14 protein-coding genes are annotated in these 12,535 nt (G+C 73.0%); 7 read left to right on the forward strand and 7 right to left on the reverse strand.

Annotation, left to right across the window (positions count from 1 at the left end):
• The 4 genes from FH715_RS09200 to FH715_RS09215 all read right to left on the reverse strand — a co-directional run bounded on the left by FH715_RS09200 (position 1) and on the right by FH715_RS09215 (position 4,000).
• On the reverse strand, positions 1 to 594 hold the full coding sequence (locus FH715_RS09200; RefSeq protein WP_139642746.1) for a hypothetical protein: 594 nt from the start codon (positions 592 to 594) through the stop codon (positions 1 to 3).
• Complete coding sequence (locus FH715_RS09205; protein WP_139642749.1) at positions 594 to 1,937, reverse strand: hypothetical protein; 1,344 nt, start codon at positions 1,935 to 1,937, stop codon at positions 594 to 596. The genes FH715_RS09200 and FH715_RS09205 overlap by 1 nt, the downstream gene beginning before the upstream one ends.
• 91 nt (positions 1,938 to 2,028) lie before the next feature.
• Entirely contained in the window at positions 2,029 to 3,147 is a 1,119-nt protein-coding gene (locus FH715_RS09210; RefSeq protein WP_170184678.1) for a serine/threonine-protein kinase, read from the reverse strand.
• 46 nt (positions 3,148 to 3,193) lie between these two features.
• Positions 3,194 to 4,000 carry an FHA domain-containing protein gene (locus FH715_RS09215; protein WP_170184679.1) on the reverse strand — a complete coding sequence of 269 codons (807 nt, stop codon included), beginning with the start codon at positions 3,998 to 4,000 and terminating at the stop codon, positions 3,194 to 3,196.
• A 533-nt stretch (positions 4,001 to 4,533) separates the two neighbouring features.
• Here FH715_RS09215 and FH715_RS09225 point away from each other — a divergent pair.
• The 3 genes from FH715_RS09225 to FH715_RS09235 all read left to right on the forward strand — a co-directional run bounded on the left by FH715_RS09225 (position 4,534) and on the right by FH715_RS09235 (position 5,668).
• On the forward strand, positions 4,534 to 4,806 hold the full coding sequence (locus FH715_RS09225) for a hypothetical protein (RefSeq protein WP_139642760.1): 273 nt from the start codon (positions 4,534 to 4,536) through the stop codon (positions 4,804 to 4,806).
• Between the two features lie 157 nt (positions 4,807 to 4,963).
• Complete coding sequence (locus FH715_RS09230; protein WP_425472694.1) at positions 4,964 to 5,419, forward strand: winged helix-turn-helix transcriptional regulator; 456 nt, start codon at positions 4,964 to 4,966, stop codon at positions 5,417 to 5,419.
• A 48-nt stretch (positions 5,420 to 5,467) separates the two neighbouring features.
• Entirely contained in the window at positions 5,468 to 5,668 is a 201-nt protein-coding gene (locus FH715_RS09235) for a DUF3099 domain-containing protein (RefSeq protein WP_139642763.1), read from the forward strand.
• 32 nt (positions 5,669 to 5,700) lie between these two features.
• Here FH715_RS09235 and FH715_RS09240 read toward each other — a convergent pair whose 3' ends face one another.
• Both FH715_RS09240 and FH715_RS09245 read right to left on the reverse strand, forming a co-directional pair.
• Positions 5,701 to 6,456: a class I SAM-dependent methyltransferase gene (locus FH715_RS09240; RefSeq protein WP_139642765.1), complete on the reverse strand. Its 756-nt coding sequence runs from the start codon at positions 6,454 to 6,456 to the stop codon at positions 5,701 to 5,703.
• A 259-nt stretch (positions 6,457 to 6,715) separates the two neighbouring features.
• Positions 6,716 to 7,582 carry an isocitrate lyase/PEP mutase family protein gene (locus FH715_RS09245; RefSeq protein ID WP_139642770.1) on the reverse strand — a complete coding sequence of 289 codons (867 nt, stop codon included), beginning with the start codon at positions 7,580 to 7,582 and terminating at the stop codon, positions 6,716 to 6,718.
• A gap of 104 nt (positions 7,583 to 7,686) precedes the next feature.
• On the opposite strand from FH715_RS09245, the gene FH715_RS09250 reads away from it, so the two are divergent.
• The 4 genes from FH715_RS09250 (at position 7,687) to FH715_RS09265 (ending at position 12,133) form a co-directional block, all read left to right on the forward strand.
• Positions 7,687 to 8,961 carry an Nramp family divalent metal transporter gene (locus tag FH715_RS09250; protein ID WP_139643095.1) on the forward strand — a complete coding sequence of 425 codons (1,275 nt, stop codon included), beginning with the start codon at positions 7,687 to 7,689 and terminating at the stop codon, positions 8,959 to 8,961.
• Positions 8,962 to 9,000: 39 nt separating this feature from the next.
• On the forward strand, positions 9,001 to 10,233 hold the full coding sequence (locus FH715_RS09255; RefSeq protein ID WP_139642774.1) for an arginine deiminase: 1,233 nt from the start codon (positions 9,001 to 9,003) through the stop codon (positions 10,231 to 10,233).
• Between the two features lie 275 nt (positions 10,234 to 10,508).
• Positions 10,509 to 11,507 (forward strand): ornithine carbamoyltransferase, encoded by a 999-nt coding sequence (gene argF, locus FH715_RS09260; protein ID WP_139642776.1) that lies wholly within the window; start codon positions 10,509 to 10,511, stop codon positions 11,505 to 11,507.
• A 65-nt stretch (positions 11,508 to 11,572) separates the two neighbouring features.
• The gene (locus FH715_RS09265) at positions 11,573 to 12,133 is read left to right on the forward strand and encodes a GNAT family N-acetyltransferase (RefSeq protein WP_246108647.1); all 561 of its coding nucleotides are present in this window, start codon (positions 11,573 to 11,575) and stop codon (positions 12,131 to 12,133) included.
• A 32-nt stretch (positions 12,134 to 12,165) separates the two neighbouring features.
• On the opposite strand, the gene FH715_RS09270 is transcribed toward FH715_RS09265, so the two are convergent.
• Positions 12,166 to 12,354, reverse strand: a complete 189-nt coding sequence (locus FH715_RS09270; RefSeq protein ID WP_139642778.1) for a DUF5708 family protein — start codon at positions 12,352 to 12,354, stop codon at positions 12,166 to 12,168.
• Positions 12,355 to 12,535 lie beyond the last annotated feature (181 nt).

Below are 12,535 nucleotides of genomic sequence, written 5' to 3' on the forward strand. Positions count from 1 at the left end.
TCAGCTGCTCGGCGCGGTGTCGGTCGCCGTGTCGGTGGGTCCCGGCTCCGGCTCCTGGACGGGGCGGCCGACGATGACCTGGCCCATCTGGATGCGTCGGCCGCGGAAGTGGATGGTGGGCCGCACGGTCTCCAGGACCGTCTCGCGGGTGAGTCCCGGGTCCTCCTGGAAGACGAGGACCTCAAGAGAGTGGCCCGAGTCGAAGGGCAGGCCGTCGTGTTCCTGGATCTCCAGCCCGTCGTCGACCAACGCCCGGCGGATGGCGTTGACCTGGCGGCGCACCTGTCGCAGGTTGGCGCCGGTGAGCACGTCGGCCTCCTGTTCCAGCTTGCGTTCGGCGCGCCACAGGCCGATGGCGGCGCGCAGCAGCGCGTCGGTGTCGGGAGCGGTCTCGGCACTGGCGCCGCCCTCGGTGGCGGGCGCGGCGGGCGTGGCGGCGGTGGCGCGTGCGGCGAGGGCGGCGATCTCGTCGAGCAGCGCCGTGGCCCAGGCGGCCTGGTCGGGGTCGAGCGCCGGCGGCGGCACCCTGAACTCGCGCGGATGCCGCAACTGGCCGACGAGCGCGCGCAGTCGGCGGCGCGGGGCGGTGGCCATCAGCCGTTCCCCCCTCCGTGCCCGGCGGACTGCCGCTTCGCGGCTTCCCGCCGCGCCCTGCCGGCCTCGCTGAAGGTCCCGATCAGGCCGAGCGCCGTCAGGGTGCCGAGCCCGGTGAGCAGGGCCGGCACGAAGCCGGACCCGACGCCGGCGACGATCACACCGATGATGCCGAGAAGGACGACGAGGAACGCCAGGCAGCCCCAGAGCGTGTCCTGTCCCGGTGCGGCGCCGGCAGCACCGGGGGCGTCCGCCAGTGGGGCGTGGCGGCGCGCGGCGTGGCCGTGGAGTTGGCGGATGACCCGCAGGTTCTCCGCGATGGTGCCGCCCTGGTCGCTCGGCGTGACCCGTAGCGCCGTCTCGGCCAACTCGATGAGCCGGCTGGAGCGTTGGCTGCTGGCCCGCTGGTATCTGTGGTGTTCGAGGAGGGCCACCGCGAGGTTGTTCATGCCGACGGCGACAAGGTGCGACAGCTCCTCCCGGCGCCATTCGGAGACGAACGGCCAGTACGGCTCCAGCTCCTCGTAGGCGGGCTTGACCTGCTCGCGCAGCTTGTCCAGGGCGTCGGAGAAGCGCCCCTCCCTGCGGTCCTCCTCGGCGGCGCGCAGGGTGGCGTTGATGGCGCGTGAGCCCTCGTCGACGAGTCGCTCGAACCCCTCGGCGACCAGTGGGGCGAAGATCTCGTGGCGGCTGAAGTGGGCGCAGATCGCGGCGAGTTCGGCGCGGGTTTCGAGGAAGCCGACCAGTTCGTTGAGCGGGGAGACCAGCAGCGCTGGCAGCTTGTCCACGAAGTCGTCGGCGGTGAGCGCCGCCAGCCTGCGGTCCTCGGCCAGCGCGTCGACGCGGTGGCCGACATGGGTGGCGAACGAGGGGTGGGCGAGTGTCGCGGCCCAGCCGTCGGCGGCGGCGCGCCACAGTTCGCGTGCGCGTGTGGCGGTGAGCCCGGTCGCGGCGGTGGCGCCGTCCAGCGCCTCGGCGTGGGCGACCACGGCCGCGTCGTGGGCGGCGTGCAGGTCGCCGGGGCAGTCGCAGCCCAGGTCGGCGTCGCCCCAGCGCCACAGCAGCTCGTCGACCAGCCGGCGGCGGGCGTCCTGGAACTGGTCGAACGCGACCCGCACCTCCTCGACGCGGTACTCGACGGTCAGCGGGGACGCGGGGTCTCCCGGCCAGGACTTCTGCACCGCCAGCCGTGCTTCCAGCCGCTGGCGCTGCTGGCGCACCGAGCGGCCGGCCGCGTCGGCGGGAAGGCCGGTGACGGCGAAGGCGTTGTTCCGGTAGAGCCGGTTGCCGGCCAGCTCGGTGAAGCGAACGAGTTCGCCGCCTCGGTCTCGTTGTTCGTCCATCCCTGTCCCCCTCTGTTCGTCTCCGAGCCGCGCCGGTCGCGCCCCGGCGGGCGCCGTACCGTTCGCGTGGCCCCTCATGTCCGTCCGGCGTTCACATGACGACCCCGCGCCGCCAGGTCGTCAGGCGCGCCCGGTGGTGGGCGCCGAGGCCGGGGTGCTCGTCGATCAACGCCGCCAACCCGTCGGCCGCCTCCGCCAGTCGTCCCGGCTCGCGGGAGAGGCGCACCAGGGCGAGGGCCGCGCGCTCGGCAGCCGCGCCAGCCGCGTCGAGCGCCGCGCTCGACGCGGCTGGCGCGGCTGGCGCGGGTGGTTCCGGGGACGCCTCGGGTGTCGGCGGCCCGGTGGGCGCGCTCAGGGCTGAGGCACGGCGCGCCACCTCGCGGGCCGAGCCGGTCCGCTCCGCCGGGTCGACGCGCAGCATGTCGCCGACCAGCCGGTCGAGTTCGGGGCCGACCTCGTCGTTGAACGCGCTGGGCGGCAGCAGCGCGCGGTGGAACCGCTCCAGCGAGAAGGAACGCACCGGGTCGCCGCCGTCGTACGGGAAGTGGTTGGTCAGCAGCAGATAGGCGATGGTGCCCAGCGCCCAGAGGTCCCCGGCGCAGGAGTAGCCGTGCCCCTGCCGCAGCACCTCGGGCGGCATGTACGCGACGGTGCCCTGGGCGCTGGCCGCCATCGTCAGCGGGTCGGTCTCCTTGGCGAGCCCGAAGTCGCTGACCTTCGCCAGCAGCCCGGACTCGTCGTAGTTGACCAGCACGTTGGCCAGCGAGAGGTCGCGGTGGACGATGGGGTGGGCCCGTTCGTGCGCGATGGCCAGCCCCTCGGCGGCCTGCCGCACCACGGCCACCACCAGGGCGACCGGCACCACTCCCCCGTGGGTCTCGATCAGCTGCTCCAGGCTGCCGCCGGCGACGTACTCCATGGTGATGTAGCCGCGTCGGCCCGCGGCGGTCTGGACGGTCCCCGCGTCGAAGACCCGGATGATGTTCGGGTGGCCGAGCGTGGAGAGGATGCGGGCCTCCTCCATCATGTCCGACGCCTCCTCCCGCGAGGCCATGTTCCGGAAGAGCTTCAACGCCTGCCAGCCGAGGAACTGGTGACGCACCCGGTAGACCTCGGCGAACGAGCCCTCGCCCAGGCCGCGGTCGACCACCAGCGCCTCGTTGATCCGCTGGCCCTGGCTGAGCAGGTTCCCCCGGCGTCGCGGCCCCACCCGACCCATCCGTGCTCCCCCCAACCGCCGTGCGGCGCTGTGTCGTTCAGTCGATGCGGTGCGCATGGCCGTCCCCGCGCGGCACCGGCCCCTGGTGGACGTAGAGCCGGTAGCCGATGGTCGGAACCGTCTCCAGCACCCGGGGGTCGCCCGGGTCGGGCTCCACGCATCTGCGTACCGCGCGCACCACTCCCGCCAGGTCCGTGCGGTCGTAGCCGCGGCCGGGCGGCCACTCCCGAGGAGGACGCCAGAGGGCGGCGATCAGTTCGTCGTGTTCGCACGTGACCGCCTCCACGCCGGGGAGCCCGGTGCCGCGCCCCGTCATGTGGCGCAGCAGTTGGTGTCCCTTGGGACGCAACCCCTCGACCAGCACCTCGCGTTCGCCCCCGGTCCGGTAGACCCTGCTGCCCACCACGTCGTAGCGGACCGCGGCGCGCTCCCGCTCCCCGTCCCAGCCGTCGGCGTGCCGGGGCGGCGCGGGGCGGGTCGCGTGCGCGTCGACATACGTCAGCCGCCAGTACAGAAGCTCCTCCTCGGAGACCATGTCGCCGAGGACCAGCAGGGTGTCCCCGTGGCGCAGCGGCTCGCGGCCCCGCAGCGCGCGGATCTCGCCCCCGGGGTCGGCGGGTTGGAGCAGCGTGCCGTTTCTGGCGTGGTCGGTGACCCACCAGTGGCCGTACTCCAGGTCGAGGATGCAGTGCAGCCTGCTGACCCAGCCCTGCGGGTCGGGCGCGAGCACGATGTCGGGCTCGTGGTGGGGCGCGGCGCGGCCTACGGTGCACTGCTCGCCCTCCAGCACGTGGATGCCGGCCCTCCCCGCGGGCGAGACCACCTTCAGCTGCGCCCTTCGCATCGCGCGCCTTCCTCCCGTCGTTCGCCCCGGTCGTCTCCCGACATTCTCGCGACCTCGCCCGACCGGGGCCATGGAAGGGAGTTGGAATCGGGATGGAGTCGCCCCCGGTCGGCAGCACGCGCGCGCGCCTTCCGGCCGCCGGAGCACCCCGACGAAGCGTCACTACCCGGTGGGAAGCCGTTCTCACCGTGGCAGCGACGTGCACGTCGTTCGGGGCGTTCACTCGCCTCTCCGCACTTCCTTCACACATGCGTGTGCACGCGGCAACGCGCGCTCCCGCCACGTCTGTTCGAGGCCCGAGTCCGGGCGCCGGAGGCTGACCGTAGCCCCGCGGGCCCGGGACCGGTCACGGTGCGGGGCCCGCGTCAGCCGTCGGGCGCGCGTCAGCCGTCGGGCGCCGGAGCGCGCCGGCAGGACGCGGACGGTGACCGACCGGTTCCACCGACCGCCGCGCGGGGGCATGACCAGGCGTCAACCTGGGGACAGTGATCAGCAGGACCGGTGAACCCCCGGCAGCGGTGAGGAGTTCCGTCATGGACCAGGTGCTGGACAACAGGCTGGACAACAGGCTGGACCGCAAGACCACACGACAGACCCGCATCCTGTTCGCGGCGACGGCCACCCTCGCCCTGGCCCTGTCCCCCGTCTTCTTCCTCTACGGGCTGCTGATCGGCGCGCTGGGCCTCGTCGGGACCGGCATCGCCACGAGGGAACGCGAGGGCCGGACGGCCCGGGTCGCGACGGTCGTCTTCGCGGGCCTGCTCGCCGGCAGCCTTCCCTACATGGTGCTCGCCGCCGTGCTCTGACCGACCACCGCCATGAACGCCCTTCGGCCCGCCCCGCCCAAGTCGGCTGGGGCGGGCCGAAGTACGAGGTCAGCGGGGGTGCGGACGGGATGCCGCCTCCCCTCGGGCGGGGGTGCGGCGTGGGAATGCGCCGCGTTCTCTGGTATCCAGGGACCTCGTGGAGACCGACTTCGATCATGAGGGCAACGGCAGGCACGAGGACCATCGAGAGCGCGGCGCCGTCGGCGGGCGCGGCAGCGAGGTGCTTCCCCGGGGCCGCGCGCCGCGCGCCACGCTGGAGCTGATCGCCGGCAAGTGGACGATGCTGGCGCTGGTGGCGCTCGCCGACGGGCGCGCGCTGCGCTTCAACGAGCTGCGGCGCCGGCTGGACGGCGTCACCCAGAAGATGCTGACCCAGACCCTGCGGGCGCTGGAACGCGAGGGCCTGGTGACCAGAACGGTCTTCCCCACCGTTCCGCCGAGGGTGGAGTACGGGCTGACCGCGCTCGGCGAGGAGATAGCGCAGCTGGTGACGCGGATAGCCGAGTGGAGCGCGAGCCGCGCCGACCAGTTGTGCGCCGCCCGCGCCACCTTCGACCGCCGCGCCCCGCACCCGCGCCCGCTCAGCGCCTGAGCGCCGGCGCTCAGGCGCTGAGCGGGGACGGCGCCTACCGTGGGCCGTGTGTACGGACGACGCCGGCGACGCTATCTGCTGCTGATGGCCGTCTGCCTGCTGCTCTTCGTCGGCGGCGGCGCGGTGGTGCGGCTGTGGTCGGTGCCGCTGGCCGTCGCCATGTGCGCGCTCGCGGCCGTGATCCCGCCCGTCGCCGCCATCGTCGCCAACCGCCGGGAGCGGGACGACCGCTGGTGGGACGAGCGGTGACCGTGCCCGCCGCTCCGCCGCGCGGGGCGCGGTCAGTCTTCCGGGCCGGGGCGGCGGAAGAGGGCGGCCCACAGGAAGGACTCGCCGAAGTGGGGCGAGTCCTCCGGCTCGTCGCGCATCCGGCGCAGCCGGACCTCGGTGAGGTCCGAGAAGACCCACCGCAGGCTCTCCTCCGAGTAGGCGAGGCCGCCGTGCAGGGAGGCGTCCCGGTAGAACGCCTCGTCAGGCAACTCCGAACCCATCCCGCCGGCGGCGAAGCAGCTCAGCGAGAGCAGCCCGCCCGGCGCCAGCAGCCGGTCGACCAGGGCCAGATAGCTGACCCTGCGGTGCGGCGGCAGATGGTGGAAGCAGCCCGAGTCGTGGATCAACGCGTAGGACCCGGCCAGGGCGGTGCCGGCGAGGGCGAACGCGTCGCCCCGGTGGAACCGCACCCCGGTGGTCCCGCGCGCCGCCGCCCGTTCCCTGGCCCAGGCGACGGCCGTCGGGGAGAGGTCGACCGCGTCCACCTCCAGGCCATGCGCCGCCAGGCAGAGCGCGTTGCGGCCCGGGCCGCAGCCGAGGTCGAGCACCCGGGAACCGGGGGCGAGGGCCCCCTCGGCCAGCAGCTCGACCAGGCTCTCGTCGGGCTTGTCGGCGAAGAACGGGACCTCGCGGGCGCGGTCGCCGTAGAAGGTGTCCCACCAGTCGGAGGCCCCCGCGGTCCAACGGTCGCCGCCCGTCGCGAAGAGACCGTCCATCAGTCTCAGCACGTCCTCCACGGTCCGGATGCTTCGCCCCTGCTCGCTCATCGCCGGCCCCTTCCTCACCTCTGACGGCCGCCCGCACCCTAGGGTCTTCCCCCCGTAGAAGACCAGCTCAGGCGGGTGGCGCGGGCGCGTGGCGCGGGCGCTCGCGCGCGTCGGGGCACGGTTCCACGGTCGGGGGTGGCGGGTGGCCCGCGTTCCCGCCGCGCCCCCGTCGGGAGGCGGGAAGGGGGCGGCACGGCGGGCGCGGGCCCCACGATTCCGACGGGATTCGCGAGGCCCGCGCGGGGAGTGGGGCGACGGGTCAGGAGGCGCGGTCGGCGGGCTCCATCAGGGCGTTGAGGTCGCCGTAGTCGAGGGCACCGGACTGGGCCTCGTAGGTGCCGGCGGTCAGCAGCTCCTCGGCGGCCCGCTCGGCCAGGGCGTAGGCGGCCTGGGCGATCCCGGAGCCGACGCTGATCCTGGCGGCGCCCGCGGCGGCCAGGGTGGCGACGTCGGGGGCTCCGGGGCCGGCCAGCACGTTGAGCGGCGCGTCCAGGCCGTCGGCCAGGGTGCGCACCAACTCGGGGTCGGTGACGCCGGGGACGAAGACGCCGTCGGCGCCGGCCGCGCGGTAGGCGCGGGCACGCTCCAGGGTCTCCTCCACCAGTGCCGTGGTCGCGCCGCGCTTGCGAAGGAAGACGTCGACGCGCGCGTTGACGAAGAGGGGAACGGCCGCCGCGTCGGCCGCGGACCTGGCGGCGGAGAGACGTTCGGCGGCCTCGTCCGTGGGGCGCAGCGCGTCGGGGCCGTCATACGCTCCGTCCTCCAGGTTGACGCCGACCGCTCCCGCGGCCAGCACCCGGGCGACCGTCTCGCCGACACCGGCGGCGTCGGCGGCGAAACCGCTCTCGATGTCGGCGGTGACCGGCACGTCGACCGCGGCGGCGACACGGGCGACGACCGCGACGGCCGCCTCGCGGCCGAGCCGGTCGCCGTCGGGGACGCCGAGGCTCCAGGCGACTCCGGAGCTGGTGGTGGCGACGGCGGCGGCGCCGGCCCGGACCGAGAGGCGGGCGCTCAGCGCGTCCCAGGCGTTCGGCAGCAGCAGCGGCTGGGCGCCGCCGTGCAGGGTGGCCAGCAGACGGGCCTTGGTGGCGAGTTCTTCGGTGGGTGGTGCGGGCACGTTCATGGGTTCAGTGAAGCAGCGCACACCATCCCGGACTGGCGGTTTTCGGACGGCAACGCCGTGGTGCACGGGCTGTGCGGCCTTTAAACCACGCGTTCGTGGGCAGCATCTCCCCCGTGGCGACGACGCAGGAGACACCTCAACCCCCGACCAGGCGCTGGCGGTTGGTCGGCCCCGGACTCGTGGTCGCGGCGACCGGCGTGGGCGCCGGGGACCTCGTCGCGACGACGGTGGCCGGCAGCCGGTACGGGTACACGCTGCTGTGGGCGGCGGTGGTCGGCTGTCTGATCAAGGTGGCGCTGGCCGAGGCGACGGGGCGCTGGCACCTGTCGACCGGGCGGACCATCCTCGACGGCTGGCGCACGATGGGCCGCTGGACCACCTGGTACTTCGGGATCTACATCGTCGTCTGGGGCTTCGTCTACGGCGCCACCGCGATGTCGGCCAGCGCGCTGCCGCTGGTGTCCCTCTTCCCCGACGGGCCCTCGCTGAAGGTCTGGGGCATCCTCAGCGGGACAGCCGGGCTGGCGTGCGTCTGGTTCAACCGCTACGCGATCGTCGAGAAGATCATGATGGTCTTCACGGGGATCATGTTCGTCGTGGTCGTCTCCCTCGCGATCCGCGTCGGCCCGGATGTCGCCGCGATGGGCGCGGGGCTGTGGCCGACGCTGCCGGACGGCTCGGTCGTCTACACGCTGGGGCTGATAGGCGGCGTCGGCGGTACGATCACGCTCGCCTCCTACGGCTACTGGGTGACGGCCAAGGGCTGGACCACCGTCCGGTGGATGCCGATGATGCGGCTGGACAACCGGGTCGCCTACGCGACCACCGGCATCTTCGTCATCGCGATGATGGTCATCGGCGCCGAGCTGCTGCACTCCGCCGAGGTCGCGCTCACCACCGGGGACCGGGGCCTGCTCGACCTGGGCGAGGTGCTGGACGAACGCTTCGGCTCCGTCACCGCCGACTTCTTCCTGATCGGCTTCTTCGCCGCCTCGTTCAGCTCGGTGATCGGCGTCTGGCACGGGGTGAGCCTGCTCTTCGCCGACTTCGTGGCGCACGCGAGGCCGACGCTGGCCGGCCCCCAGGCGCTGGCGGGCGACCGGGAGCACTCGCTGCCGTTCCGCGCCTATCTGCTGTGGCTGACCTTCCCGCCGATGGCGCTGCTCTTCCTGGACCAGCCGATCGGGCTGGTGATCACCTACGGCGTGCTGGGCTCGTTCTTCATGCCCTTCCTCGCGCTGACCCTGCTGTGGCTGCTCAACACCGGCCGGACGCCGCTGAGCTGGCGCAACGGTTGGTTGAGCAACGTGACGCTCGCCGCCTCCGGGGTCCTCTTCCTCATCCTCTGCGTGCAGCAGATCCGCGAGCTGCCCTGGTAGGGCGGGCGCGGCCGGGCGGCCGGGGCGCAGAATGGGGCCATGTCCTTTCACGTTGACTCCGAGACCGGCCGGCTGCGTCGAGTGATCCTCCACCGCCCCGGTCTCGAACTGAAGCGCCTCACTCCGACCAACAAGGACGAGTTGCTCTTCGACGACGTCCTGTGGGTCAAGCGCGCTCAGCAGGAGCACGACATCTTCGCCTCGTTGCTGAGCAGCCGGGGCGTGGAGGTGCGGCTCCTCGGCGACCTGCTGGGAGAGAGCCTGGAGATCCCGGCCGCCCGCACGCTGGTCCTGGGGCGGGTCTTCGACGAACGCGAGTACGGTCCGCTGGCAACGGACGCCCTGCGGCAGGTCTTCGAGGGGCTGTCCGGTGCCGAACTGGCGGAGGCGCTCGTCGGCGGCATGACCAAGCGCGAGTACGTGGAACGCCACCCGGTGCCCGACTCCATCCGACTGCACGTGATGGAGCTGGACGAGTTCCTGCTCCAGCCGCTGCCGAACCACCTCTTCGCCAGGGACGCCTCCGCCTGGGTCTACGACGGGGTGACGGTGAACGCGATGCGCTGGCCGGCCAGGCAACGGGAGAGCGTCCACTTCGAGGCGATCTACCGGCACCATCCGCTCTTCGCCGCCGAGGGAGACGCCTTCCACCACTGGTCCGAGCCGCACGGCGCGCACCCCTCGACCATCGAGGGCGGGGACGTGCTGGTGATCGGGCGCGGCGCGGTGCTGGTGGGGATGAGCGAACGCACCACGCCGCAGGCCGTCGAGCTGCTGGCGCGCCGGCTCTTCGCGGCGGGCTCGGCGCACACCATTGTGGCCCTGGACCTGCCGAAGCGGCGGGCCTTCATGCACCTGGACACGGTGCTGACGATGGTCGACGGCGAGACGTTCACCCAGTACGCCGGGCTCGGGATGCTCCGCTCCTACACGATCACGCCGGGCACGGGCGGCCGGGAGCTGTCGGTCACCGACAACCCGCCGGAGCACATGCACCGTGCGATCGCCGAGTCCCTGGGGCTGGGGAAGATCCGGGTACTGACCGCGACGCAGGACCTGCACGCGGCGGAACGGGAGCAGTGGGACGACGGCTGCAACGTGCTCGCCGTGGAGCCGGGCGTGGTCGTCGCCTACGAGCGAACCGTCACCTCCAACACGGAGCTGCGCCGCAACGGGGTGGAGGTGCTGGAGATCCCGGGCAGCGAACTGGGCCGGGGCCGCGGCGGCCCCCGGTGCATGAGCTGCCCGATCGAACGCGACCCCAGCGCGTAGGTCGCCGGAGCGGGCCCTGGGATGGGGGGCACGCCCCGGTGCGGGGGCTCGGCTTTCGGCGCCGGCGGGCGACTGCCCGCCGAGCCGGGAGGGCGGGTGGATGGTCGACCTCGGGCCGTGCGGGGTGACCCGCGCGGTTCCCCGCGCCCCTGCGGGGCCTCGCCAGCGCACGGGGACCCATTGCATAAGCATGAGGTTATCTGTATATGATTTCAGTCGGCCGCGCCGTCAGGGGTGCGCGGAGGAAGTGATGCGACGCGGATCGGAGCCCGCCCATGGGGATCTCACTCACCGGACGCCACCTGCGCAGGGAGCTGGATCTCAGCGCGGACGAGTTCCGGGAACTGCTCGCGCTGGCCGCGCGGTTGAAGGCCGAGCGGCGGGACGGCACCGAGCGGCCCCGGCTGGCGGGGAAGCACATCGCGCTGCTCTTCGAGAAGAGCTCCACCCGCACCCGCTGCGCCTTCGAGGTGGCAGCCGCCGACCAGGGGGCGCGGACCACCTATCTGGACCCCGCCGGCTCGCACCTCGGGTACAAGGAGTCCACCAAGGACTCCGCCCGGGTCCTCGGCCGGATGTTCGACGCCATCCAGTTCCGTGGGCATGACCAGCGCACCGTCGACGAGCTGGCCGCCTACGCGGGGGTGCCGGTCTACAACGGGCTGACCGACGCCTGGCATCCGACGCAGATGCTGGCCGACGTGCTGACCATGAGCGAGCACGGCGAACGCCCGCTGGTCGAGCAGTCCTTCGCCTACCTGGGCGACGCCCGCAACAACATGGGCAACTCCTATCTGGTCACCGGCGCCCTGCTCGGGATGGACGTGCGGATCGTCGCGCCCCGCCAGCTGTGGCCCGAGGACTCCGTGGTGGCCGACGCCCGCCGGCTGGCGGGGGAGACGGGCGCGCGGATCACGCTGACCGACTCCGTGCCGGAGGGGACGGCCGGGGTGGACTTCGTCGCCACCGACGTGTGGGTCTCGCTGGGTGAGCCTGTCGAACGCTGGGAGGAGCGCATCGCGCTGCTGAGGCCGTATGCCGTCACCGCCGAGGTGATGGCCGGCACCGGCAACCCGGGGACGCGTTTCCTCCACTGCCTTCCCGCCTTCCACGACCTGGGCACCGCGCTGGGCCGCACCCTCCACGAGCGGTACGGACTCACCTCCCTCGAAGTCACCGACGAGGTCTTCGAGTCCCCCGCCTCCGTCGTCTTCGACCAGGCGGAGAACCGCCTGCACACCATCAAGGCGCTGCTGGTCGCCACCCTGGCCTGAGCCCCGACCGCGCGCCCGCGTTAACCGGTGGCCGGAGCCATGGCCGGCTGGTTGGATCGCCGACCATGGACAACGACGTGCCCGCCGGCGGCGAACTTCCCCCGCTGACCGGCGAACTGGTCCGGCTGCGCCCCATGGAGGCGTCCGACGTGGAGAGCCTCTGGCGCTGGAACCAGGACCCCGAGGTGGTCCGCTGGCTCGACCACGAGCCCCCGCAGTCCCTGGCCAGCGCGGAGCGCCGCTTCGCCGAACGCCCGCGCAACAGCTTCGAGTCGACCCTGCTGATGATCGAGCGGCGGTCTGACCGCCGACTGATCGGCGTCACGGCGCTGCGCGACGCCAGCCCGATCGACGGCAGGGCCGAACTCGACATCTATCTCGGCGAGAAGGACTGCTGGAGCCAGGGCTATGGCTCGGACGCCCTGCGCGCGCTGTGCCGCTGGGGCTTCGACCGACTGCGGCTGCACTCGATCGCGCTGTGGGTGGTGGTGGAGAACGCCGCCGCCGTGCGCGCCTACGAGAAGGTGGGCTTCCAGCGCGACGGCCGTCACCGCGAGTGCTTCCGCGGGGCGGGCCGCTGGCACGACATGTATCTGATGAGCCTGCTGGAAGGCGAACTCCGCTGAACCGAGCGCACCACCCGCGGGCGCCCTCGGCCTCAGGCGCGGCGGTGGCCGACGCGGACGAGCGTCACCGCCACCTCCACGATGCCGACGACGACCATCACCATGCCCACCTTGTCCAGCTCGAAGACCGGCACCTCGACCCCGCCGGCGAACACCCAGAGCAACACGCCTATCAGAACCGTCACGGTGCCCTCGGTCGCGTGCCTCCCCGCCCTACTCATGGCGCCACTCCCCTTCTACGGATCGTTTGTCCCGCTCGTCGCCGGAATCCGCTCCCGAGGCCGTCTGGCCGCCGCGCCCCGGGAGCGTCCCTCACGACACCCCCACCGTAGAAGCGGCATCACTCTCCGTCATCGACCCCCGGGATGATCCGCCCCTCCATCCTTCGATGCGCACCCCGCG

Origin of the sequence: Streptomyces sedi, assembly GCF_006335015.1 — a bacterium.
Taxonomy (GTDB): domain Bacteria; phylum Actinomycetota; class Actinomycetes; order Streptomycetales; family Streptomycetaceae; genus Streptomyces; species Streptomyces sedi.